This is a genomic window from Alteromonas ponticola, from assembly GCF_012911815.1.
GTDB classification, from domain to species: Bacteria; Pseudomonadota; Gammaproteobacteria; order Enterobacterales; family Alteromonadaceae; genus Alteromonas; species Alteromonas ponticola.
In genome coordinates this window covers 219626-244629 of sequence record NZ_JAATNW010000003.1, presented here as the reverse complement: position 1 = coordinate 244629, position 25004 = coordinate 219626, and the positions used below count along the sequence as shown (strand labels likewise).

At 45.8% G+C, this 25004-nt stretch carries 22 protein-coding genes and 1 tRNA gene; 18 read left to right on the top strand and 5 right to left on the bottom strand.

Annotation, left to right across the window (positions count from 1 at the left end; translation table 11 throughout):
- Positions 1 to 262: 262 nt before the first annotated feature.
- The 13 genes from HCJ96_RS05970 to lysS all read left to right on the top strand — a co-directional run bounded on the left by HCJ96_RS05970 (position 263) and on the right by lysS (position 14207).
- Positions 263 to 2317: a TonB-dependent receptor gene (locus tag HCJ96_RS05970; protein WP_169210125.1), complete on the top strand. Its 2055-nt coding sequence runs from the start codon at positions 263 to 265 to the stop codon at positions 2315 to 2317.
- A 17-nt stretch (positions 2318 to 2334) separates the two neighbouring features.
- Positions 2335 to 2598 (top strand): YkoF family thiamine/hydroxymethylpyrimidine-binding protein, encoded by a 264-nt coding sequence (locus HCJ96_RS05965; protein ID WP_169210124.1) that lies wholly within the window; start codon positions 2335 to 2337, stop codon positions 2596 to 2598.
- The gene (pnuC, locus tag HCJ96_RS05960) at positions 2598 to 3221 is read left to right on the top strand and encodes a nicotinamide riboside transporter PnuC (protein ID WP_169210123.1); all 624 of its coding nucleotides are present in this window, start codon (positions 2598 to 2600) and stop codon (positions 3219 to 3221) included. The genes HCJ96_RS05965 and pnuC overlap by 1 nt, the downstream gene beginning before the upstream one ends.
- On the top strand, positions 3187 to 3996 hold the full coding sequence (locus HCJ96_RS05955; protein WP_169210122.1) for a phosphotransferase: 810 nt from the start codon (positions 3187 to 3189) through the stop codon (positions 3994 to 3996). The genes pnuC and HCJ96_RS05955 overlap by 35 nt, the downstream gene beginning before the upstream one ends.
- A gap of 103 nt (positions 3997 to 4099) precedes the next feature.
- A tRNA-Trp gene (locus tag HCJ96_RS05950) sits at positions 4100 to 4176 on the top strand.
- A 39-nt stretch (positions 4177 to 4215) separates the two neighbouring features.
- On the top strand, positions 4216 to 4644 hold the full coding sequence (locus tag HCJ96_RS05945) for a hypothetical protein (RefSeq protein ID WP_169210121.1): 429 nt from the start codon (positions 4216 to 4218) through the stop codon (positions 4642 to 4644).
- Positions 4634 to 5095 carry a ribosomal protein S18-alanine N-acetyltransferase gene (rimI, locus tag HCJ96_RS05940; protein WP_169210120.1) on the top strand — a complete coding sequence of 154 codons (462 nt, stop codon included), beginning with the start codon at positions 4634 to 4636 and terminating at the stop codon, positions 5093 to 5095. The genes HCJ96_RS05945 and rimI overlap by 11 nt, the downstream gene beginning before the upstream one ends.
- A 175-nt stretch (positions 5096 to 5270) precedes the next feature.
- Complete coding sequence (locus tag HCJ96_RS05935) at positions 5271 to 7232, top strand: hypothetical protein (protein WP_169210119.1); 1962 nt, start codon at positions 5271 to 5273, stop codon at positions 7230 to 7232.
- Between the two features lie 155 nt (positions 7233 to 7387).
- The gene (gene prfC, locus HCJ96_RS05930; RefSeq protein ID WP_169210118.1) at positions 7388 to 8977 is read left to right on the top strand and encodes a peptide chain release factor 3; all 1590 of its coding nucleotides are present in this window, start codon (positions 7388 to 7390) and stop codon (positions 8975 to 8977) included.
- Positions 8978 to 8987: 10 nt separating this feature from the next.
- Positions 8988 to 10718: an arginine--tRNA ligase gene (gene argS, locus HCJ96_RS05925; RefSeq protein ID WP_169210117.1), complete on the top strand. Its 1731-nt coding sequence runs from the start codon at positions 8988 to 8990 to the stop codon at positions 10716 to 10718.
- Between the two features lie 53 nt (positions 10719 to 10771).
- Positions 10772 to 11347 (top strand): NADPH-dependent FMN reductase, encoded by a 576-nt coding sequence (locus tag HCJ96_RS05920; RefSeq protein WP_169210116.1) that lies wholly within the window; start codon positions 10772 to 10774, stop codon positions 11345 to 11347.
- Positions 11348 to 11545: 198 nt separating this feature from the next.
- A protein-coding gene (gene prfB, locus HCJ96_RS05915; RefSeq protein WP_169210115.1) for a peptide chain release factor 2 occupies positions 11546 to 12644 on the top strand; the annotation gives its coding sequence in 2 pieces (ribosomal slippage) (positions 11546 to 11620 and positions 11622 to 12644; 1098 coding nt in all).
- Positions 12645 to 12668: 24 nt separating this feature from the next.
- The gene (lysS, locus tag HCJ96_RS05910) at positions 12669 to 14207 is read left to right on the top strand and encodes a lysine--tRNA ligase (protein WP_169210114.1); all 1539 of its coding nucleotides are present in this window, start codon (positions 12669 to 12671) and stop codon (positions 14205 to 14207) included.
- Here the strand turns inward: lysS and HCJ96_RS05905 are convergent.
- From HCJ96_RS05905 to HCJ96_RS05895, 3 genes are read right to left on the bottom strand one after another with little or no spacing between them, the layout of a single operon-like run.
- Entirely contained in the window at positions 14204 to 15103 is a 900-nt protein-coding gene (locus HCJ96_RS05905; protein ID WP_169210113.1) for a 2-dehydropantoate 2-reductase, read from the bottom strand. The genes lysS and HCJ96_RS05905 overlap by 4 nt on opposite strands.
- A gap of 2 nt (positions 15104 to 15105) precedes the next feature.
- Entirely contained in the window at positions 15106 to 15789 is a 684-nt protein-coding gene (locus tag HCJ96_RS05900) for a TIGR01621 family pseudouridine synthase (RefSeq protein WP_211162710.1), read from the bottom strand.
- Positions 15790 to 15797: 8 nt separating this feature from the next.
- A complete protein-coding gene (locus tag HCJ96_RS05895) occupies positions 15798 to 16358 on the bottom strand; it encodes an Hpt domain-containing protein (RefSeq protein ID WP_169210112.1) in 561 nt (186 codons plus the stop codon).
- A 212-nt stretch (positions 16359 to 16570) separates the two neighbouring features.
- On the opposite strand from HCJ96_RS05895, the gene HCJ96_RS05890 reads away from it, so the two are divergent.
- The 3 genes from HCJ96_RS05890 (at position 16571) to HCJ96_RS05880 (ending at position 21928) form a co-directional block, all read left to right on the top strand.
- Positions 16571 to 19399: a M16 family metallopeptidase gene (locus HCJ96_RS05890; RefSeq protein ID WP_169210111.1), complete on the top strand. Its 2829-nt coding sequence runs from the start codon at positions 16571 to 16573 to the stop codon at positions 19397 to 19399.
- A gap of 219 nt (positions 19400 to 19618) precedes the next feature.
- On the top strand, positions 19619 to 21217 hold the full coding sequence (gshA, locus tag HCJ96_RS05885) for a glutamate--cysteine ligase (RefSeq protein WP_169210110.1): 1599 nt from the start codon (positions 19619 to 19621) through the stop codon (positions 21215 to 21217).
- Positions 21218 to 21286: 69 nt separating this feature from the next.
- Entirely contained in the window at positions 21287 to 21928 is a 642-nt protein-coding gene (locus tag HCJ96_RS05880) for a transglycosylase SLT domain-containing protein (protein ID WP_169210109.1), read from the top strand.
- A 395-nt stretch (positions 21929 to 22323) separates the two neighbouring features.
- Here the strand turns inward: HCJ96_RS05880 and cspE are convergent, their stop codons facing one another.
- Positions 22324 to 22536, bottom strand: a complete 213-nt coding sequence (cspE, locus tag HCJ96_RS05875) for a transcription antiterminator/RNA stability regulator CspE (RefSeq protein ID WP_169210108.1) — start codon at positions 22534 to 22536, stop codon at positions 22324 to 22326.
- Positions 22537 to 23074: 538 nt separating this feature from the next.
- Here cspE and HCJ96_RS05870 point away from each other — a divergent pair.
- Both HCJ96_RS05870 and HCJ96_RS05865 read left to right on the top strand, forming a co-directional pair.
- Positions 23075 to 23503 (top strand): hypothetical protein, encoded by a 429-nt coding sequence (locus HCJ96_RS05870; protein ID WP_169210107.1) that lies wholly within the window; start codon positions 23075 to 23077, stop codon positions 23501 to 23503.
- On the top strand, positions 23493 to 23906 hold the full coding sequence (locus HCJ96_RS05865) for a cupin domain-containing protein (RefSeq protein WP_169210106.1): 414 nt from the start codon (positions 23493 to 23495) through the stop codon (positions 23904 to 23906). The genes HCJ96_RS05870 and HCJ96_RS05865 overlap by 11 nt, the downstream gene beginning before the upstream one ends.
- A gap of 109 nt (positions 23907 to 24015) precedes the next feature.
- On the opposite strand, the gene HCJ96_RS05860 is transcribed toward HCJ96_RS05865, so the two are convergent.
- Positions 24016 to 24585 (bottom strand): hypothetical protein, encoded by a 570-nt coding sequence (locus tag HCJ96_RS05860; protein ID WP_169210105.1) that lies wholly within the window; start codon positions 24583 to 24585, stop codon positions 24016 to 24018.
- Positions 24586 to 25004: the final 419 nt, after the last annotated feature.

Sequence of the window (25004 nt, the reverse complement as noted above, 5' to 3'; positions counted from 1 at the left end):
GTAAGAATTGTGAGCCATTTTTACTGCTGAATGCACGATTCACTTGACCTTTAATACTGTGCTGTTAGACTGCGCGCTTCATACCAAGGGGTGCCGAATTGGCTGAGATCTACGACGTAGGAACCCTTATGTCTTCACTGCCTGTTTAGTGAAGTCGTGAACCTGATCCGGATAATGCCGGCGTAGGAATGGTCTAGCGCTTACTCACCAGCACCTGCTGCTTATTTCTGGATCTCAATAGTGATAATAATTCGAGATTCTGATGAAACACACGTTTATTTTTACCGCCCTATGTCTAGCCTCACACATCGCGAACGCAGAAGAGGAACAACTGGAAGTTATTACTGTCACGGGTGACTTTCGTCAAGCCAATCTAGATCAGTTAAATAGCAGTGCCTCCATTATTAACGCCCGTCAGTTAGACACCAATCAGGCCAGGCATATCGAAGATATTCTCAATGTTGCGCCGAACGTAAATTTCGCTGCAGGTGCGTCAAGGGGCAAATTCGTACAGATTCGTGGTATAGGTGAACGCAGTCAATTTGCTGAGCCAATCAATCCGTCAGTGACCGTGATGGTTGATGATTTCGACTTTTCTGGATTAGCGGGGGCGGCATTATTATTCGATACCCAACAAGTCGAAGTTTTTCGAGGTCCTCAGGCTACTGTATTCGGCACTGGCGCACTTGCGGGAGCTATAAAAGTAGCCAGCAATCAGCCCTTTCAAAACGCCCCTGGTGAGCTGGAGATCTCGGCAGCGAGTAAAGACAGTTATCGGTTTGAGGTGGCTCATGGTGGTGAAATCACGCAGGATCTCGCATTCAGAGCCGCTTTGGTGCATAACCGCAGTGACGGCTTTATTACCAATACTTACCTTGACCGGGACAACACGAATAATATCGATGAGTCTGCTGCACGGGTTGCAGTCAGTTGGAAACTGTACCCCCAAACAAGCCTGACCTTGAATTATCGTTGGTACGACATTGATAACGGCTATGACACGTTTTCTTTGGAGAATACGCGCTTCACGCGGTCTGACGAACCAGGTTTCGATACTCAATTAACTCACGCGCTGAGTGCGAATATTTCTCACCAAATCAATGCGGGAAAACTGCAAATGGTGCTTACTCAGGCAGATCACGAATTAGCTTACGGCTTTGATGAAGACTGGACTCATCCGGGCTTTCATCCCTGGGAATATGCTTCGTTCGACGCTTATTACCGAGACGTGGAAACGCAAACCGCCGATATCAGGTTTGTTTCTGCCGAACCGATGAAGCTGTTCAATGATACGACAGACTGGGTCGTTGGTGTTTATTATAAAACGTCTGAACAGCAACTACAGCGTCAATACACTTATTTAGAGAGTGACTTTGCAAGTGACTATGAACCCGATAGTCAGGCTGTTTATGTCAGAACGGATACCGCGTTATCTGAGCGCCTGAATATGCAGCTGGGACTTCGCGCAGAGCAGTATGATTTTGACTATACGGACAGCGATGGCGGCTTGTTCGCGCAAGACTCCTCTATGTTAGGAGGAAAGTTAGCGCTCGAATATGTGCAGGGACAACATTTCTGGTATGCAAGTGTGAGCCGGGGATTTAAAGGCGCTGGTGTCAACCCTGATCAGGAAGTCAGTGATGACAAACGCTTTTTTGACGCTGAGTACAACTGGAATTACGAAGTCGGGGTAAAAGGCCCGTTAACCACTAATTTATCTGGAAGGCTCGCAGTGTTTCACATGCGTCGCAAAGATACGCAGGTAAGTGATTACGATGTGCAGATCCGTGATGACAATACGCCAAAATTTATCGACATAATTGATAATGCCGATGTTGGTACCAATGAAGGATTCGAAGCTGAATTAAGCTGGCTTGTGACACCGGCCTGGACTATTCAGGCCAGTCTGGGCTATCTGAATGCGTATTTTGAAGGTTATCAGACTGCTGATGGCACATTGGTCAAAAAGCGAAAGCAAGCCCAGTCGCCGCGCTTTACGGGTAATGTATTCAGTGATGTCGCGCTCAGTGATAACCTTTACTGGCGGGTCAATATTGACTACAAAGATGAATTCTACTTTTCTGATGGACATGATGAAACTTCGCCTGCGACAACGTTAGTGAATACAGAAATTGAATATGTCTTTGAAAGCTGGCGAACCAAGTTGTGGCTCAAAAATGCTTTCGACAAAGAATATTATGTGCGGGGGTTCGGTGGTTTCAGTAATGATCCCCGGGACTTTTATGAAACACCTCAGCCTTACTATCAATTAGGTAACGGTCGTCAAGTGGGTGTTACGGTTAGTTATCAATTTTAAAAAATGGAAATCACGTTATGCAAGTTATGGTTGAACTCTCACTATACCCTTTGGTTGAACACTTTATAGACCCGATAAAAGCATTTATCGATCGTTTACATAGTTATGAGAACATCGATGTTACTACATCCCGCACCAGCACTCAGGTAACCGGAGAATATGATCATGTGATGGCATTACTTGCAAAAGAAATGAAAGCCACTCATCAGGAAGTGGGGCAAGCCGTGTTTGTGGCAAAGGTACTTAATTTTGATGCGATGCAAGCGAGGACCAAAGAGTAATGGAATTATTCCTTACTCAGCTTGCAACCACATCATTACTTGAGTGGCTGGCGGTTTTTCTGGCCATAGCGTATGTTTTGCTGGCGGCTTTGCAGAACAGCTGGTGCTGGCTGTGTGCATTTATCAGTACCGCTATTTATACATGGCTTTTCTGGCAGGTTACTTTGCCCTTTCAGGCTGCGCTTAATCTGTTTTACATGGTCATGGCTGTATATGGCTATTACCAGTGGCAGAAGGGGGGGAGTGCGGATACACCAACCCGTATCACACGGTGGCCGCTGCATTTTCATGTGATGCTAATCCCTGGCCTACTGCTGTTGGCCTTCTGGCTTTCTCAAGCAGCGTCAGGGCAATTTATCAGTGATTATCTGTGGTTAGATGCGAGTATTCACTTGCTAAGTATGGCTACCACCTTTATGGTTGCACATAAAATATTAGAAAACTGGTTTTATTGGTTTTTTATTAATATTGCGTCGGCGTATTTGTATGCGCAAAGTGGATTAGTCTTAACAGCACTCCTGTTTATGGGGTATGTGGCGTTTTCTTTGTTTGGATACTGGCAATGGCGACAACAATGGATCAATCGCCATGCATCTGGACTCAATAGTCAACCTGTTAACTAGCCCGTTGGAATTGGATTCGGGTGCAGAACTGCAACAAATCCAGGGTGGCGTGATTAATCAAACCTTTAAGCTTACCGATAAAGCGCGTTCATTTGCAGTTAAGTGGATAGCGGATGATGCATTTAGCGGTATTAATCGCTTTCATCAATTCGTGTTGCAGGAACAACTCGCTCATCGGAATATTGCGCCCATGCCTGTCTGGTTAAGTGATGATGGCAGGCTTTGGGTTGAATCATGGTGCGAGCCCAAACCATTGTCTGCTAACGCAACCGAACAGATCACTGCGCTAGCCAATGGATTATCGACTATTCATTCCCAGCCCATCACCGCGCGGCCGCTGGAATTATTTGAGCGACTTAAGCATTACCTCAAGGTTGCACAGATTCCGTCGGACGACCCCTTAGCGCAACGAACAAATGAATTGTCAAAGCGCCTTCACCCGGGTTCAGATGACAGTGCGTTAACGCTTTGCCACAATGATTTGGCGCTGGCACACATTCTTGATTCAGCTGCGCCTGTCATAGTTGACTGGGAATATGCTGCAATGGGAAATCGATACTTTGATATAGCCAGTGCGATAGTGATCAATAATTTATCGGAAGATCAGAGTGATTCGCTATGTTCGCTCTATGCCGAGGCAGCAAAATTGGATCATGACCACGTGGTGCATAATGTGAACCAGCAAGTAGAAATGGTAAAGTTGACCAATACGCTTTGGCAACGGGCACTTGAGCATACCAGTGAAGCGCAACTTGCCCCTCCGATTGTCTACTAGTTCGGCGTAATTTCTCATTCTGGCTACAGTTTAATCATCTCGTTTACTTAATTTCAAAATTGCTTTACCTTTGGTAAACGATACGTATAATGCTCAGCGCGTTAGGGGTGTAGTTCGAATTGGTAGAACAGCGGTCTCCAAAACCGATGGTTGGGGGTTCGAGTCCCTCCACCCCTGCCACTTTTTGTGGCGCTGGCGCAAATCTTTAAGAAGAAATTCATGTCATCTAATTTATCCGCATTGCAAATAGCAACCCTTCAGGAAATGGGGATAACAGTCTGGTCAAAACAGTCACACGCGCATGAAGTAACGTCTGTTCATGAGACAGATAAATCAAACACCAGTCAGCCCACCTCCCGGGCTAATTTGACACACCTTCGCTCGATTGTATCTGCAGGTAAATCCGAAAAGCCTTCGTCAACGCCATTTCCGAAAGATGCAGAGAAACACCATTTCCAATGGATTCACGATGTTGAACAGGCTCTCACTGAAAGACTGACCAATAAGCCTGAAATATCCTGGTTCGTGGGTGATACTGTGCAAGTGAGCGCATCTTCAATCGTCTTACCCGGCCTTCCATCAGCGCTATCTATGCAAGATAAACGACAGCTTTGGGAGCAGATCTGTAGCATTACTCGTGACCATTAAAGCTTGTATTAACGAGACTAGTGACACAGAGGATATTGTAGCCGCACACGCTATTCATAAAGCAGCGGTGAACAATCATTGGTCATACTCAACCTTCGCTGACTGCACTACCAAACCCTATTCTCTGCTTGTCAGCAAAATGCATGAACGCGTCATCGGCTATGCCATTGTGCTCATTGTTGCAGACGAAGCGACCTTGATGGACATAGCGTTGTTGCCAGAATCGAGAGGAATGGGGCTAGGTAAGCAACTCCTGCAAGCTGTGATTGACCATTGTGAAAACGCTGGCGCTCAGGCAATTTGGCTCGAAGTCAGAGCATCTAACCACGTAGCCCAACAACTTTACCACGCGTTTTCTTTCAACATCGTGGAACGCAGAAAAAACTATTACGTTGACGGTGTAAGTAAGGAAGATGCACTGATAATGCAGCGTATCTGTCGAAATACCTGATGGCGGATTAGACACGCCGATTTTTCTGATCTTCAAATACAAAGGTATAACCACTAATACTCTAAAACTCTATATTTGACCAGCATTTATCCGATAAAGGGATACAATAATCACGCATTCTCTAGACCGAGTATGTTGTTGAAGTTAAGCGTCTGATAAGAGAAAAGTAGTAGCCATGTCGTATAATGTTATGTCTCCCTATACGCTGCCAGGCAGCGTCAGCTCCAAACTGACCCTGGTCAGTTTGATCCTGTGTTTAAGTGCTTGCGGTGGTGGTTCCGGCAGTGAAAGCGCGACAACACCACTTGAGATATCTCCTGACACTGCACCAGCAAGTCCTGCCAATCCTGATCCTTCCGGCAATGCTGATGAAGAACAAGCAGATCAGCCCATAGAGGACTTTTCAGCATCGATTGACGAAATTTTGGCAACCGATGTTGTGCGCATGCCAACACCAGCTGAATTTAGTGTCGGCAGTGCTGTCGCACCTATTGAAAGTTCTATGACAGCATGGATGTTAAACGACATTGTGAAGACCTCCAGTCTTAAGCTTGATAAAACCGAGCTACCCAAAGTCTGGACGCCGGAGCTAGCTGGAAAGTTGCGTGTCGATTTCGCTCAGTACGTGGTCACTGATGAGAACGGCTGGCCCATGAGCATGACGCTGGAAAACGGTGAGGTCGCAACTACGCTCAGTATCAGTCTATTTAACAACAATATTGGCGACGCCTATGAAGCAGGCACCTATACATTAACGTATTCTGGCACGGGTCGTTTTGAGGTCACTAACGTTGATATCACAAGTGAAAGTGACGGCGAGCTAGAGCTACAGTATGCCGGAACAGGCCCTATTACCATTCAAATTAACGCTACTGACCTTGACCAGCGCGGTGAGTATCTTCGTGATATCCGGCTATTACGTCCAAAAGCCGAAGTTAATGCCACCTTCAGTCAAACGTATCTGGATCATTTGTCACCATTTTCGGTGGTTCGTCCTATTCACCTGATGAGTCACGAACTGCTTTACGGGATGAAGGATGACAACGGTGGCTATAGCCATAGTCAGGGTGAGAATGCATGGACCAATCGTGTCAAAACTCAGAATGCATCCTGGGGTAGTTCAAAGGGGGCTCCTTATGAAGTCATTACCCAACTCGCTAACGATAGTCACTCAGATTTATGGCTAAACGTCCCTGTCGCGGCAGATGACAACTATGTACGTAAACTGGCTGAATTAGTGTTGGTAAATTTGGATCCTGAGAGGGTGGTGTATCTTGAACTAGGTAATGCTCTGTGGAACGTGACCTATCCCTATGCAGTAGGGCGCGACTACGCCTATGAACAAGCAATGCAACGGTGGCCACATCTTGCAGTAGGTGACCGCCCTGAATACTTGTCTGGAAAAGTCACTGAATCGAATCTGGTGGCCAGCTGGTATGCAGTACGCACACAGGAAGTAGCAGCAATCTTCAACGATGTGTGGTCAACGCACGCCTCGCGTCTTGCTATCATCATGACGGGAAATGTTGGCACCAGCGATGAAAACGTGGAGGTTAATCGCGAGATTCTTGAAGCAACAATCTATGTGAATGAAGAAAGTGCAGCGGTACCAGCAACTAAAATTGATGCATTCGCCGTCAGCATGACCATTGTTGACCCATGGCAACAAGGCGAATATGTTACCGAAGATGGCTTTGATCGCACATCTGCCACCCGTTATATCACCGAGGCGATTAACTACGTTGATGGTACAGATAGATTTTTTGAAAAGGCGTCTCAGCCGGGGCTGCGCTATCTGGTCAGAGATAACGTGGATCTTGCTACTGAGTATAACCTTCCCTTGGTGGCCTATGAAGGCGGCCATAATTTCACCGGCAGTGTCTTTACTGAACAACAGGTAGAAAGCAGTCAGGAAATGTATGATTTGTACAACGCATTGTACGAGATGTGGCAGGAAGAAAGTGGTGCATTAATATTGAGTGCAAACTACATTGCGGACAATTCAATCAAGGATGCCTGTGCGAAACCATTGAGTGTTAAAACACAACTTGCAGGGGTGAAGAAAACCCAGCAACAAACTGATTCCTCGGCGCCGGCGTTCCGTGCGCTCAAAGAGATTGCGGCCACGGCTGGCTGAACCTCAACAATTTAACGTGATCTGATCAGCCACCTTTCGTCTAAAACGGGGTGGCTTTTTGTTTGAACCTGTTTTTCACTGTCAAAGCACTATATAATCCCCGCCTGTTATCCTGACGTCAGGATAAGTCTTATCTTTAAACAAACAGTGTAAGCATGACAAAGAATCCATTTTCAGCAGAAATCAGCAAGCGACGAACGTTCGCTATCATCTCGCATCCCGACGCCGGTAAAACCACCATTACCGAAAAGGTATTGTTGTTCGGACAAGCTTTGCAACGTGCCGGTACCGTAAAGGGCAAAAAATCGGGGCAGCATGCTAAATCTGACTGGATGGAAATGGAAAAGGAACGGGGTATATCGGTGACTACCTCGGTTATGCAATTTCCGTATAGTAATCATCTGGTTAACCTGCTTGATACCCCAGGACACGAAGATTTTTCTGAAGATACCTATCGCACACTAACAGCAGTTGACTCGTGCTTAATGGTCATTGACGCGGCCAAAGGGGTCGAGGCAAGAACCCGAAAGTTGATGGAAGTCACGCGTTTACGCGACACGCCTATCATTACTTTTATGAACAAGCTGGATCGTGATATTCGCGATCCAATGGAGTTGCTGGACGAGGTTGAAACCGAATTAAATATTGCCTGCGCACCCATCACCTGGCCAATTGGCTGTGGAAAATCATTCAAAGGGGTGTACCACATCCATCGCGATGAAACCGTATTGTATGCAACGGGTCAGGGGCATACCATTCAGCCGGTTCGCAAAATAAAAGGCTTGGATAACCCGGAACTTGCAAAGGCGGTCGGGTCAGATTTGGCTGACCAGCTGCGTGAAGAGTTAGAGCTGGTAGTGGGTGCCTCGCATGAGTTTGACGAAGAGCTGTTTTTGGCGGGGGAGTTAACGCCCGTTTTCTTCGGCACCGCGTTGGGTAACTTCGGTGTCGACCATATGCTGGACGGGTTAGTAGAGTGGGCTCCAGCGCCACTGGGCCGCGAGACGGAGGAGGGTAGCATCACCGCTGACGCGCCGACCTTCAGTGGTTTCGTATTTAAAATCCAGGCGAACATGGACCCCAAACATCGCGACCGCATTGCCTTTTGCCGAATCGTTTCTGGCAAATATGAAAAAGGCATGAAAATGCGCCATGCCCGTTTAGGCAAAGATATTCGTATTGCAGATGCGCTGACCTTTTTGGCTGGCGACCGAGCTTTGCTGGAAGAGGCCTACGCGGGCGATATCATCGGCCTGCACAACCACGGCACTATTCGAATAGGCGATACCTTTACCAATGGTGACAACTTTCGCTTCACCGGTATTCCTAATTTCGCACCTGAACTATTCAAGCGCATTCGGTTGAAAGATCCGCTCAAGCAAAAACAGTTGTTAAAGGGGCTTATTCAGTTGTCTGAAGAGGGGGCGGTACAGGTATTTCGACCGCTCGCTAATAATGATCTTATTGTTGGCGCGGTGGGCGTGCTTCAGTTTGATGTGGTCGTGGCCCGATTAAAAGCTGAGTACAATGTCGACGCAATTTACGAACACATTAACGTTTCTACGGCGCGCTGGGTATATAGCAAAGACGCGAAAAAACTGGACGAATTCCGCCGCAAGGCCGAACAAAACCTAGCCCTGGATGGGGGCGATAATCTCACCTATATCGCGCCAACCATGGTTAACTTGCAACTTTCGCAAGAACGTTATCCTGACATTGAATTTACGCAAACACGCGAACACTAAGGTTTAAACAATGAATATTCATTCGCTACTTGTCAGTCGATTTAAGCAAGCACTTACACAGATGCAAGTGCCTGATGCCGCTGCACCAGTTACTCGCAGTGCTCGCCCTGAGTTTGGTGACTATCAGTTTAATGGGGCGATGGGGCTCGCGAAAACACTAAAACAGAAGCCGCGTGATATTGCACAAATGATACTCGACAACGTTGAACTTAACGACGTGGCCGCAAAACTGGAAATAGCCGGGCCGGGCTTCATCAATATTCATCTGCATGATGGCTGGTTAGCGAATCAGTGCGAACTTATTCTACACGATCCGCGCATGGGAGTAGCCGCTCAACCTCAACAAAACGTAGTGGTAGATTACTCCTCTCCAAACTTAGCCAAAGAAATGCACGTTGGCCATCTTCGCACTACCATCATCGGCGATGCCGTGGTTAAAGTACTTGAATTTCTTGGACACAAGGTCATTCGTCAAAATCACATGGGCGACTGGGGCACCCAGTTCGGCATGTTGTTGGCGCATCTTTCTGACAAGCTTGAGGAAGAGGTTGCCGAAACTGCGCTGTCTGACTTAGAAGATTTTTATCGCGAGGCCAAAGTTCGTTTTGACGAAGAGGATGGTTTCGCCGAACGCGCTCGCGAGTATGTAGTTAAACTTCAAAGTGGTGACGACAAATGTATAACTTTGTGGAAGCAATTTATTGATATTTCAATCACCCACAGCGAAGAAGTGTACGAAAAACTTAACGTCAGTCTGTCACGCAGCGACATCATGGGTGAATCGGCCTATAACGATGATCTCGCCTTTGTCGTTGCCGATCTGAAAGAAAAAGGCATCGCGGTTGAAGATCAGGGCGCGCAGGTGGTATTTATCCCTGAACTGGCTGATAAAGAAGGAAAGCCAGCCGTTTATATTATTCAAAAGTCAGGAGGCGGCTACCTTTATGCTACTACTGATCTGGCTGCAATGCGTTACCGCAGCGGTAAATTAGATGCTGACAGAACGCTGATCCTCACTGATGCCCGTCAGGCACTTCACTTTAAGCAAACTGAAATCGTCGGACGTAAAGCAGGGTACATGCAGCCCGAGCAATCTTACGAACACTGTCCGTTTGGGATGATGCTGGGCAGCGATGGGAAGCCGTTCAAGACCAGAACCGGTGGTACCGTCAAGTTGGTAGAACTGCTTGATGAAGCGGTAGAACGCGCCGGTAAACTAATTGCAGAGCGCAGCAGTGAATTAAGCGCAGAAGAATTAAATGACGTTGCCAGAAAAGTAGGGATCGGCGCGGTTAAGTATGCGGATTTAAGTAAAAACCGCACCACCGACTATATTTTCAACTGGGACACCATGTTGAGTTTTGAAGGCAATACGGCACCTTATCTTCAATACGCTTATACCAGAGTGAAAAGTATTTTCCGCAAGGCGGGTATTGCGCCAACAGTGCTTAATGGCGAAATAAAGCTTGAGCAGACACAGGAACATGCACTAGCCGTATTGTTGATGCAGTTTGAGGAAGTGGTAGGCGTGGTAGCAAAAGAAGCCACGCCACATGTACTGTGTACTTATCTGTATGATCTAGCCAGCGCATTTATGAGTTTTTATGAGGCATGCCCTATTTTAAAAGACACTGTCGAAGATCAGACGCGTGGCAGCCGCTTAGCACTGGCAGCACTGGTCGCCAACACACTTCAACAAGGGCTGACCTTGCTGGGCATTGAAACACTTGAAAAAATGTAGGGTGTAGAGTTAAAAAACGACGCCCTAAATTTTAAAAAAGGAGAGTAATCTTAATGGTCAAACTCGTCGCATTTGCTGGCAGTACCAGAGAAAAATCATATAATCAGGCAATTATTGAAGTTGCGGTTGAAGGTGCCAGAGAGGCTGGTGCAGAGGTTAAGCTGATCACTCTAGCTGACTATCCGATGCCGATTTTCAATCAGGATGATGAAGCTGAGCATGGCATACCTGAAAAAGCACAGCAGTTTAAAGAATTGCTGATTGAAGCAGACGGATTTTTAATTGCCTCGCCAGAATACAACAGCAGTTATCCTGCGTTGCTAAAAAATGCGATTGACTGGGCGTCCCGCCAGGCCGGCGATGAAAAAGTGCTGGCTGCCTACAAAGGCAAAGTGGCCGGTATCATGGCCGCGTCGGAAGGCGCGTTAGGTGGTATGCGTGTGCTGGTAACGCTGCGCATGTTACTGGAAAACATCGGCACTATGGTGTTACCCAATCAAAAAGCGATTTCTCGTGTTAATACCTTACTTGATGAAAGCGGTAAGGTGAGTGACGAAAAAACCATTAAGCAACTTAAACTTCTCGGCAAGCAAACGGCTGAACTGGCGGTGAAAATCACTGCGAGTTAGTCCGACAGCCTTTCCAACCGGGCTCCGTCAGTTTCTTAAGTGAACCAGATGCTGTCGGATACCCGCAAAGTTAAGCGGGGAAATATGTCAGGCAAGCTAAAATAATTAGCCGCCGCCGCTATCAAAACAGACGTAATTTCGTTACCATCCGCGGTCTTAACAAAATTTTTGTCATTCAATTAAAAGTTCAGGCTGACTATGTTTGAAGTAAATCCAGTTCAAAACGCATTGGAAGATGTGCGCGAGCGTACCGCCGCACTTAGGGGGTATCTTTGACTTTGATGCAAAGTCAGAGCGATTAGAAGAAGTAAACCGGGAATTAGAAAGCCCGGATGTATGGAATGAGCCCGAACGAGCTCAGGCGCTGGGTAAAGAAAAGGTTGCGCTTGAACAGGTGGTAGAAACCATTCTGCACCTGGAGCAGGGCGCAGAAGATGTTGAAGGGCTGCTCGAGTTAGCGATAGAAGCCGAAGACGAAGAGACCTTTGTTGAATCCAAAAACGAGCTTGCTGGTTTGGAGAGCAAACTGGAAGAGCTTGAGTTTCGACGGATGTTCTCTGGCCCTAATGATACCTGTGATTGTTATCTGGACATTCAGTCCGGTTCTGGCGGCACTGAAGCCCAGGATTGGGCGAATATGCTATTGCGTATGTACCTGCGCTGGGGTGAGGCACATGGCTTTAAAACCGAGCTTATTGAAGTGTCTGACGGAGACGTAGCAGGGATAAAAAGTGCCACTATTCGTTTTGAAGGTGAATATGGTTTCGGTTGGTTGCGCACAGAAACGGGTGTGCATCGACTGGTCCGTAAGTCACCCTTCGATTCTGGCAATCGACGCCATACATCATTTGCCTCAGCATTTGTATACCCTGAAATTGATGATGATATCGAAATTGATATTAACCCATCGGATTTGCGCATAGATACCTATCGCGCCTCCGGTGCGGGTGGTCAGCACGTTAATAGAACTGACTCAGCAGTGCGCATTACCCATGAGCCGACGGGTATTGTCGTGCAGTGTCAAAACGACCGTTCGCAGCATAAAAACAAAGATCAGGCTATGAAACAGCTTAAAGCCAAATTGTATGAGTTTGAGCTGCAAAAACAAACTGCCGAAAAACAAGTTATGGAAGATAACAAGTCTGACATCGGCTGGGGTAGTCAGATACGTTCATACGTATTGGATGACTCGCGTATCAAAGACTTGCGCACCGGCGTAGAAACCCGAAACACTCAGTCTGTACTTGACGGAGATTTGGACAAATTTATCGAAGCTAGCCTGAAATCAGGGCTATAACCTTAATCAAGTGAAAACAAGGCCATGACCGACCAACAACTCGACGAAAATAAATTGATTACAGAGCGCAGAGCCAAACTTAGCGCTATTCGAGAAAATTGCAGATCTAACGGATTCCCAAACGATTTCCGCCGAAAACATTATGCGGATGAGTTGCAAAAGGCACACGGTGAAAAGAGCAAGGAAGAGCTGGCAGAAGCACACGTTCGTGTGAGCATTGCCGGTCGAATTATGGCCAAGCGCGGTCCGTTTCTACTGTTACAGGACATGTCAGGTCGCATTCAGTCCTATGCTGCGAAAGAGACGCAGAAAGACATTAAAGCACGTTACGGCAGTCTCGACATAGGCGACATAATTGGCGTTGAAGGCAACTTACAAAAGTCAGGTAAAGGCGATTTGTATGTTGATATGGAAATCTACACCCTTTTGACTAAAGCCTTGCGTCCTTTGCCTGAAAAATTTCACGGCTTAAGTGATCAGGAGACCAAATATCGTCAACGTTATGTCGATTTGATCACCAGCGAACGCACGCGTCAGACATTTAAGGTCAGAAGCGCGATCATCAATGGTATTCGTAATTATCTGAGTCAGCGCGACTTTATTGAAGTTGAAACACCAATGCTGCAGGTGATCCCTGGCGGTGCCACGGCTAAGCCTTTCGTCACCCATCATAATGCGATGGATATTGAAATGTTCCTGCGTATTGCACCAGAACTTTATCTTAAGCGTTTGGTTGTTGGCGGGTTTGAGCGGGTATTTGAAATTAACCGAAATTTCCGCAATGAAGGGCTATCTACCCGGCATAATCCTGAATTCACCATGCTGGAATTCTATCAGGCGTATGCAGACTACAACGACCTGATGGATTTGACCGAGGATATGCTGCGCACATTGGCCAACGATATTCTGGGTACGGCACAAATTATCAATACTCAGCGTGATGCTGAGGGCAATGTTGTACGTGAAATACAGTATGACTTTGAGAAACCCTTTGACCGCTTGAGTATGGCCGATGCCATTTTGAAATACTGGCCTGAAGCTGATGAAGCGGCTATCCGCGACCCGGAAGCGAATCTGGATTCGCTCAAGACGATGGCGAAAAAACTGCACATTAAAGAGCCTGAAGTGGATGGTGTATGGGGTGCGGGCAAGTACCTGTGTGAAATTTTCGAAGCGACAGCAGAAGAAAAACTTGAGCAGCCTACCTTCATAACTGCTTATCCATGGGAAGTGTCGCCCTTAGCGCGCCGCAATGATGACAATCCATTTATAACCGATCGCTTTGAATTTTTTGTAGGCGGCCGTGAGTTAGCTAATGGCTTTAGTGAGCTAAACGATCCTGAAGATCAGGCTGAACGTTTCAATAAACAGGTTGAAGAAAAAGACGCGGGTGACGATGAAGCCATGCATTTCGATGACGACTACATTCGTGCTTTAGAATACGGTTTACCACCAACCGCGGGTGAGGGTATAGGCATCGATCGTCTGGCGATGTTGTTTACTGATAGCCCAACGATCAAAGACGTTATCTTGTTCCCGCACATGAAGCCGCAGGAAGATTAACGCGCTTTTATTTTCTGAACAAGTAAGGCATTGATGGGAACATCAATGCCTTTTTTTTGCGCCGTGGAAACGATAAAGCCATTAATCGCATCAATTTCAGTTTTACGTTTATGGGCGACATCCTGATGCATGCTTGAGAAGTTTTTTGCGGTAGCGGCTGCTACGTTCAAGCAGTTGTCGACTAATTCACGTGTGCTGACATGTATATTTTGACTGTGCATTACGCTGGCGATTTCAGTGCAGAGCAACTCAATTTCATTGCGATATTTATTTTGCGTTAACTCGCCGTTGGGAATGTCGTTAAGTGCAGTAAGCGGGTTAATTACCGCGTTCACCGCCAGTTTCGACCACAGCGCGTGAGTCATGTTCGATTCCCAGCGTGCCGGACCTATACATAGATTGAGTAACTGTAATGCCGCCGTCGCCTTCCAGTGACCTGCATCGATGTTGTTACTGCCAATTTTGGTCTCTCCAAGGCCGGTATGCTTCACTCGGTTGTTATCTTTATAAGCGCCATGACTGGTCGTTGCGATCACTAGCGGCTGTTGCGGTAAACGCTGTGAAACGATTTCCTCACCGCCCATACCATTCTGTAACAACATTACCGTCGTATTTGGATGCAATGCTGATTCGCACTCATCTAATGCAGTATTGAGCTGATGCACTTTTATCGGTAACACTAACAGGTCATCGGCTGTTAGCCGCTGACAATTCCCCCGATCGGAAGCCAGCTGTATGGGTTTGTTGTGATAAGTTTCCAGTGTGGTAACGGGCATGGTCGAGCGCGTTTTTCGGCCATACGGTAGTTGGGCTGTTTCCATACCTGCACATATGAGCGAGCCTATAGCACCGTCGCCAATGACCTGTGCAAAATTGAAATGCTTAATTGCGGGCACGTCTAACTCGCTGGAAGGTTGAAGGGAGGCCAGGGCAGTGACGTGGGTGGCGGTTGCTTAGCTAACCAGTTTTTAAACGGTGCAGACTGAAACAACTTACCTTCGTTTGGCGGACAAATACAGCGAATAGACTCTCCGCGATAACTGAAGTGAAGTTGCCACGCATGCAAATACATTCGGTCGGATTCGATCCCGCCGTAAAACGTATCACCGAGAATAGGGCTACCCAAACTCTTAAGCGCAACGCGAATTTGATGTGTTTTTCCTGTTAGTGGTTTAACCACAGCTCCTCGTCTTCCGGCTTCCACAGAGGATGAAAAAAACTGGGTTACCGCAGGATTCTCGCGAGACTTAACTAAAATATGTTGGCCCCGGCGGCGGTTTTTCATGTCTCCGATGACGGTACCTTGCTTTTTGTTGGGTTTTAGTTGCGTGAGAGCCAGGTAATACTTCTGTATCTTGCGTTGGGAAAATAATTGCTCAAATTGTGCTGCCGCAGTGGGGCTTTTCGCTAAAATCAGACAGCCAGAGGTACCCGTATCCAATCTGTGGCAGAGGTGCAGATCCTTTTCTCCAAGAACGTTTTCACTACTTACAACTATGCCTCGAGCAGAGTCGTGCATTGGCATACCAACGGGTTTATCCACAACAATAAAATCCTGATGGTCGTAAACGATCTTTACCAAGGAGATACCTAAGCGTTGACTAGATTAATTGCTGTCTGGTAATCGAGTTCATCCACTGCATCTTTAATCGATTTTTGCTTTGCAGTGTCGTTGGTTGTCGCTTTCACCCAGCTGTCTAGTTGTTCTTCTGTTATAAACTCACTGTTGCGTAATGCGCGTAGAAAATCTTCTTTACTCTGATTTGCAGATGATGCGTTCGAATCGTCAACGGTGGAATCGCTGTCTGGGTTCGCGCTTAATTTAGCGGTGACGTCCAGCGTTTCTCTTAAGATACTGAGAAATTGCGCATAATTGGACGGGATCTCAGATTTGAGCTTAAGGCTGTCTTCGATTTGTTTGCACTCATCGTGCAACGCATTGATGCCCAGATTGCCCGTAACGCCTTTTAACGTGTGCACTAAAACACGTGCAGATTCCCAGTCCTCATTCTTAAAAGCGGTATTCAATTTCTGTTCTGTTTGCCGATATTCGTCGGTAAACTTTTGCAGTAGGGTCAGTAGCAAACGCTTATTACCACTCAATTGGGTGGTACCAAATTCCAAGTCAATGATGGTTTGCGTTCTATTCATTGTTAATCCTCTTAATCTGGCTTTAGTGTAGGCCAACAAAAATTAAATTGATACAAGCTAATTTGAGCCTGACGGATAATATTGTGTGTCTGCCGAAAATTTTTGGTAACCTGACTTTTTGGTCAGCACGTAGTGTATCGTATCTGATATATACTCAGCTAAACAAATGGTGAGTGTAAGACTCGAGTACCGCATAGTTAAAAGGATGAATAATGTCAGTAAAACTGGCCCTTAAACAATTTTTAGTTGTAAGCGCACTTTTTTCATTAATGGCCTGCCAGCAGAACGCGACAACCAGCCAAGCCGATACGTCAAATCAGGAAGGGATTTCCATTCCCTATGAGAAATATACCCTGGACAATGGCTTAACAGTGATCTTGCATGAAGACAGTTCTGATCCGCTGGTGCACGTAGATGTGACGTACCATGTAGGCTCGGCGCGAGAAGAGGTCGGCAAATCGGGCTTTGCCCATTTTTTTGAACATATGATGTTCCAGGGGTCACAACACGTCGACGATGAACAGCATTTCAAAATTGTGACAGAAGCTGGTGGTAGTATGAACGGCACGACCAATTCAGACCGAACCAACTATTATCAAACGGTTCCTTCTAACCAACTTGAGAAAGTATTGTGGCTGGAAGCCGATAGAATGGGTTTTTTGCTGGAAGCGGTAACACAGAAGAAGTTCGAAGTTCAACGGGAAACGGTTAAAAACGAACGCGCGCAACGTGTGGACAATCAGCCCTATGGGCTGAGGCACGAGCGCACTATAGAAGCATTGTTTCCTTCTGGCCATCCTTATTCGTGGTCTACCATCGGCTATGTTGAAGATTTAGACCGGGTCGATGTCAACGATCTGAAAGCCTTTTTTAAACGCTGGTATGGACCGAATAATGCGGTGCTAACTATCGGCGGCGACATTGACAAAGTGAAAACCAGACAGTGGGTTGAAAAGTATTTCGGCACCATCCCCAAGGGACCTGAAGTTAAAAATGATGAACCAGAGCAGGTTGAACTAAACGAAACCCGCTACATTACGCTGGAAGATAAAGTGCATCTTCCTTTGTTGCAGATGACCTTTCCAACCGTATATGCGCGTCATCCAGATGAAGCCCCACTCGATGTACTTGCTGATATTCTGGGTTCAGGAAAAACATCATTGTTTTATAAAAATCTGGTGAAATCCGGGCTGGCGGTGCAGGCAGCGGTTGCCCATCCATGTCGGGAGCTGGCGTGCGAGTTTCAATTGCTGGCCTTAGCGAATCCGGCCGCTGGTGTAAATCTTAAACAACTTAAGCAGGTGGTTCACGACACTCTGGCGGAATTTGAACAACGCGGTGTTCTACCAGACGACTTAACCCGCACTAAATCCTCAATCGAGGTTTCCACTGTATTTGGTTTGCAAAGTGTGGCAGGCAAAGTATCGACCCTGGCGGCGAATGAAACATTCTATGGTGAACCTGATCTGGTGGCTGAAGATATTGCGCGCTACAACAGTGTTACCGCTGAAGATGTTATGCGCGTGTATAAAAAGTACGTGAAAGACAAGCATGCTGTCGTGCTAAGCGTGGTGCCTAAAGGCCAGACTCAATTAGGGGTGGCAGAGCAGAACTATCAAATGCCAGCACGCGAGATTACCCCTCCTTCACAGGAAGATAGTGTGGCGCAGCCGGTCATCGACGACTCGTTTGACCGTTCGATAATGCCTGCAGCAGGTGAAATACCAGCAGTAAAAGTGCCAGAATACTGGGAGTCGAAAATGGCTAGCGGGATCACCGTGCTGGGTGTACACAACGATGAGACACCGACCACCATTCTTAGTCTGGCTTTAGAAGGTGGTATGTTACTGGATCCTCCAGACAAAGCTGGCCTTGCCAGCATGACCATGCACATGATGAACGAGTCAACGGTGAATTTCACTAACGAAGAAATGGCTAATGCTCTAGCGAAATTGGGCAGCTCTATCCAGTTTTCTACCAGTGGACGATATATGCAAGTGCAGGTCTCCAGCCTGACAAAAAATCTTTCTGAAACAATGGAGTTGCTAAAAGAAAAAATGTTCCGGCCCGCGTTTCTAAAAACTGATTTCGAGCGCTTGAAGGAAAGAACGTTGCAAAGTATGCAACAGCAAGTCAAAGATCCGGTGTTTCTGGCTGACCGTGGCCGTGATGAGGTTTTGTTTGGCAAAGATAATCGAGTCAGCCTACCTAACGAAGGTACAATGGTAACGGTGGAAAATTTGACGCTGGAAGACGTTAAAGCGTTTTATGACAAATATTGGTCACCCTATATGGCCAAGGCTATTAGCGTGACTGACTTGTCTCAGCCGGAACTAACCAGACAACTTGCCTTTTTGAACGAATGGGATCAGAAAGAATACGAGATTTCTGAACAATATCAATTCCCTGAGTATGATAAAACTAACCTGTTCTTTATAGAGCACCCAGAAGCAGTTCAATCGGTTGTGGTAGTGGCCAAGCGTGGGCCGACTTACGACGCGACCGGTGAATTCTTTAAGTCACGCCTGATGAATTTCCCGCTGGGAGGAGCCTTTAATAGCCGCATCAACCTTAACCTTCGTGAAGATAAAGGTTACGCCTATGGAGCAAGAAGTCATTTTAGCGGAGGTAAATCATTAGGCTTTTTCGAAGTTGGCTCGAATGTTACCGCCGCTAATACAGCAGATGCTTTAAAGGAAATTATCAAAGAACTGGATACCTATCAAAGTGAAGGTATGACCAAACAGGAAATGGCATTTATGCGTAATGCGTTTACATTGAGTGACGCATTAAAGTACGAGACGCCGTTGAATAAAGTGCGGTTTTTGAGACAGTTACAAGCCTTTGAGCTTGAAGATAACTATCCTAAACAACAAATCGAAATTATCAATACAATTTCTCTTGACGAACTAAATGAGTTGGCCAGCGAGCAATTAAAATTGGAAGATATGCAAATTATCGTGGTTGGCGATAAGGTAGTACTGGAGCAGCAACTGAAAGCACTTTCGTTTCCAATTACACATTTAACCATTCAGCAGTAAAAATTAATCGTGTATTTGAATCAAAGCGACTGATATTCTAGCAATCAGTCGCTTTCGTGCTTGAAAATACGCGTTTGAAACCTAATTTAAGGGAGTTCGTATTTACAAGGTAGTCGACATGCACCGAGCGGTGGCCATAGTTTAACCAGTGGCTGCCTGAATCGGTCACGTTAATTTTGACGCAATCCGCTTAAAAATCCGCAATCATGGGAATTTGAATTGACCTCTACATTTTTAACATTTGACGCGCGAGTGAGCGCAGTGGCCAAACCTGAATTTGTACAAAGTTTACGCGAAATTCAACGTGGTGTGGAAAGGGAAGCTTTGCGAATTAATCCCAACGGCAGATTAGCGACGACACCGCACCCTTCAGCTTTGGGTTCAGCGCTTGCTCATGAGCGCATCACAACTGATTTCTCTGAATCGTTGCTGGAATTTATAACACCTCCCGAGAGTCAGCGCGGCAAAACGGTCGAACAGCTCCGTGATTTGCACAAATTTACGCTGGATAATATGGGGGAGGAATGGCTGTGGCCGCTGAGTATGCCTTGCTTTGTCGAGGATCAGAATGAAATACCCCTTGCATGGTATGGCGACTCAAACATCGGCAAAATGAAGCGTGTATACCGTCTTGGTCTTAAGAACCGTTATGGCAGCATGATGCAGGCTATTGCGGGTGTGCATTTTAATTTTTCCTTGCCTGAAGCGTTTTGGAAGCAGTGGGCGTCGTTACATGGAAAAGAATATTCAACTGAACAGGTCTCTGCAGACTATTTCGCAATGATCCGCAATTATCGTCGATTCTGCTGGCTCATTCCTTATTTATTTGGTGCATCTCCAGCTCTTTGCAGTTCATTTTTAACGGGTAAATCGCCTGATCTACCGTTTGAAAAATTAGGCAAGGGCACGGTATATCTTCCCTACGCAACGTCATTGAGAATGAGTGATTTAGGCTATACCAACGCCGATCAATCCAGTTTGCAAATTTGCTATAACCATTTAGATAATTATGTAACCTTATTACGTCAGGCAATGGAGACGGAATCCAGTCGGTTTAAACAATATGCTGCAGGAGAGGGTGGAAACTGGCAACAGCTTAGTCACAACATCCTGCAGATTGAAAATGAGCTGTACTCACCGGTACGACCCAAACAACCTACACGGTCAATGGAGAAGCCCTCAGACGCGTTAGCTCGCCGGGGAGTGAGTTACATTGAGGTAAGAGCGTTGGATGTTAACCCCTTTAGCGAGGTGGGTATTTCACAATCGCAGATGGACTTTCTCGATGTTTTCATGCTGACGTGTCTATTAATGCCAAGTAAAAACTTGTTTAGTGAAGAGTTACAACTTACCAATGACAATATTGCTACCACCGTTCTTTATGGTCGCAAACCTGGTGTCGAGTTAACCCGACCAGAAGGTAAAATTACCTTAAAAGAATGGGGGGCGCAATTGTTCGAGCATTTCACGGAAACCGCAAAGTTACTTGACGAAGCCTATGCAACACGCGATTATTCAGCTGCGGTTCAGCTTGAACACGACAAGATTAACGATCCTGGGCTGACTTTATCAGGGAAGCTGATGGCTCAGTTGCTTAGTGAAAATCAGGATAATGGTGCGGCCGGATTAACGCTTGCTGAACAATACTCGACCAAAATCAAGGGTTGTTCTTATGTGCACGATGACGACGCGGTTTTTAATATGATGGCGTCAAACTCGTTGCAGGCTCAGAGCGAAGTTGAAGCTGGAGATACCAAAAGCTTTGATGAATTTATCCATGACTATTTCACTGAGCCGCCAGCCAAAAAAAATGCCTGACGGGGGTCAGGCATATAAAAGGTTCCAGGGAAACACACACATTTACTAGAACACTTATTTGGACACGTGATGTTGGAAAAGTTCAAACAAGTTTGCAAAAAATTTTTATTTTTTGTGATGGTCATACCAGTTGCGTTGACAGGATGTGCAACGGCACCGCCTAAAGATATTAGCAATATTTGCGAAATCTTTTACGAGAAGGACGACTGGTACGACGCTGCTGCCGATGCGCGGGACAAATGGGGCGTGCCTATTCACGTGCCTATGGCAATGATGTATCAGGAAAGCTCCTTTCGCCATGATGCACTTCCTCCCCGTGATTACATCTTTTTCGGTCTAATCCCCTGGGGAAGAGTGAGCTCTGCTTACGGTTACTCTCAGGCGAAAACGCCCACGTGGAGTGACTACGTTCGCGAAACGGGCAATAGCTGGGCTGATCGTGATGAGTTTGAGGACGCTATAGACTTCATGGGCTGGTTTATCTATAAGTCCAATAAAGTGAACGGTGTTTCAAAGTGGGACGCTTACTCTCAGTATCTAAATTACCATGAGGGGTGGGGCGGTTACCGAAGACAAAGTTACAACAGAAAACCCTGGTTAAAAACCGTGGCCGGCAAAGTTAAAGCACGTTCGCTGCGCTATGCCACTCAGTTGAAAACCTGCGAAGACGATTTAGACGATAGCTGGTTATGGAAGCTGTTTTTCGGTTAGCTGAAAAAAAGAGAGCAAGCATTTGCTTGCTCTCTTACGATGCTAAGCCAAGACCGTAAATACCTAACATCGAACAGGCGAACCCACTTTATTGCAAATGAGAATGGTTTGCAATATCTTTTTGGGGATTTGATTAAACATTTTCCCGCGATCTACTCAGATACAAATTGACCTGACTTCCTGAGTCATTTATTCAATTAAACGTGGCGATATCTTACCGTGGTCGCAGCGCGCTTTTCGCTCTGTTCAATTTATTGAATTGTTGCAAAAGTGGTATGTAAAGCTGGGCTGGATTCTCACTAAGGAGGAGACGACGTATTGCAAGCAGGGTGGGGAAATACAAACAAAAAAGCCAGAATTAAATTCTGGCTTTATCAATGCGTTTTAGGCAGCGCTTATTTTACAACAACGTTCGCTGCTTGAGGGCCTTTCTGGCCTTGTTCAACTTCAAAGCTAACCGCTTGGCCTTCTTTCAAAGTTTTAAAACCGTCAGATACGATTGAACGGAAATGAACGAAAACGTCTTTGCCACCGTCAACTGGAGTGATAAAACCGAAACCTTTGTCTTCGTTGAACCACTTTACTGTACCGTTTACTGAATTAGACATGTGAATAACCTTTTTTAACAAAATAATATACGGTGTAAAACACCAATGGAGCTTATAGATAGAACTTAGCTAATTACGCTTGTACTAATCTATATATCAACTTAAAAAAGGAAAATAGAGCAAAACAGAGCAGTAGTAGAAAGTGCTTTAATATCTAAAGCCCGCGCAGTGTATTCTGTATAAATAGTGTTGTCTAGTGAAACTTTTATTTTTTTTGATTGTTTTTTGTTCTGAACTTCACTAACAGAAAAAAATGGCGCTGGTGACCAACACATTAAATAAAAAGCCGAGTATTTCACCCATAAATGTCGCTATCCGGCCCGAGGCATCTGAGTACAGCCTGCGCCCAGATTTATCGACCAGACTGATTCTCATAGGAGCGGTTAGTACATATCCAATCTTCACCGATAAGTGTTATCAAGACAGCAACTAAAATCGACTTCTATTCTCATCACTGAGCGCCCCCGGTTTTTAGTCAGTATAGCGATCGCCGTCTATAGTTAGTTAAATTTCAGTCGATTCGTAAGTTAATACCATCATGGAAATAAAAGATATTATCGCTTTGATCGTTTCAGTGACCATTGCCGTTGCAGGCTGGGTAGCCGCACACTGGTTATCAACACGGCGAGAAATAGAGCAAAAAAAGCGGGAGTACAGGGTTAAGCATTTACGTGATGCCTATATTAAAATTGCTAACCTGTGCGATAGAGGAGAATATCCTCGCGATATCCACGATTTGCAAGATGCATTCAACGACATTCAACTATTCGGCAATGAAGCTCAAATCACCTTAGTGGGCGAAATCATTACTAACCTGACCACCCAGAAGCCTGGTGATTTTAATGAGCTATTGAAACAGTTAAGAAATGAGATACGCGAGCATATTGGTCTAAATTCGTTGAACTCATTCCGGTGGTATATCCGATCTTCAATCAAAGCAAGGCAGGATGACCGCAATGACCGATAATAAAAGTGAAGGATCCACCAGTGTCTTATCATTGCTTAAAAACTTTATTGTAATAACGCCTGATCAGCAAGCTCGCATAGAGGTAGCAGACGACCGTGTTTACGAGCGCCTAGCCACGGATTACGACGGGTTCGTCGGGCATAAACTGATTTCAACTTTTGAGTTTGATAAAGATTGGTCTAATTGGGAGAAACACCCCCACGGCGACGAGATTGTTGTTTTACTGTCCGGCTCAGTAACGCTGATAATAGAACGGGATAGCTGCCAACAAACTGTCCAATTGGATTACGCCGGCACATTTGCCGTAGTCCCACGGGATAGCTGGCACACCGCGACGACGAATACCTTGTCTAAATTGTTGTTCATCACACCAGGGGAAAACACGCAACACCGGCCAGTTTAATTAGTCGCTTTGTGCTCGCAGGGGTTAGTAAATTGACAATTAAACACAGGATATTAACTCGCATTGGTAACACTAAATTCAACGCGAATTAGTCATGGTGTTTCAACACCTATCCTTGCGAATCGTCCATTTCCGCAATCGGAAACTCTCTGGCGAAGGCTAACACCTCATCCATAGATGCCGAAGAGGATTCGAACATCAGCATTCCGCCACTGCGCAAATTTACGCTGACACTGGCGTTGTTATTTTCCATACTCGTCATGGCGGTGCGCTTTTGGATGCGAACTTTCTGCCCGGCCCCTGCTTGCATACCAAATTGCGCAAGAGCGGAAAAGGCTTGCATAGCGGTCCCACCGCCGCCTGAATTCAGTGTGACATTGATACTTTTATCGCCTTTACGGTACTGGCGAGTGACAACATTCATTCCCATCGCATTTTGCTGTTCGAGTTCACTGCCCCTATAGCCACCGATCTCGTCTTTAAAAAAGGTATTGGTTTGCGCCTGTTGTTGTTGCTCCATTAAGGTCACACACCAGCGGGCATCTTCCAGGGCATTATCAAGATCACCCTCAGCATAAAGCTCAGCTGCACTTTTGCAGGATTCCTCGGCTGACTCTTTGGCATGGCTAAATGGGATCAGTAAGCTGGCAGCAATAACCATAATTGCTTGGCGTTTCATCTTTCATTCCCTCATCTATTGAGTAAATTTTTGCACATTGCGTTTTACTTCTGCATGATGCGTTAACTACAGTTATTTCAGAGAATAAACTTAACACTCTCTAAAAATAACAGAGAGGTTAAAAATCAACCAGTCTTATAGCGAGTTTATTTAACCTTGGCGGTGATGCTTTAGGATAAAAGTTAAAATATGGGCGCATTAAACCTTTCGATTGGTAAGTATTTGAATGGTTGAACCATGATCAAACCTAAATTCAGGGCGATTATGAATTTAGATTTTTACATATCTGCTTTATGGCTGGTTAAAAAAAGAAATAGGCGGGTTTAGCCTGAGATATCGCCACAAAGTAATTTTCAGAAGAAAATTTTTGCAGTTATCATTTATAAATAAAAAAATGATATGTAGTATATGTTGTGTAT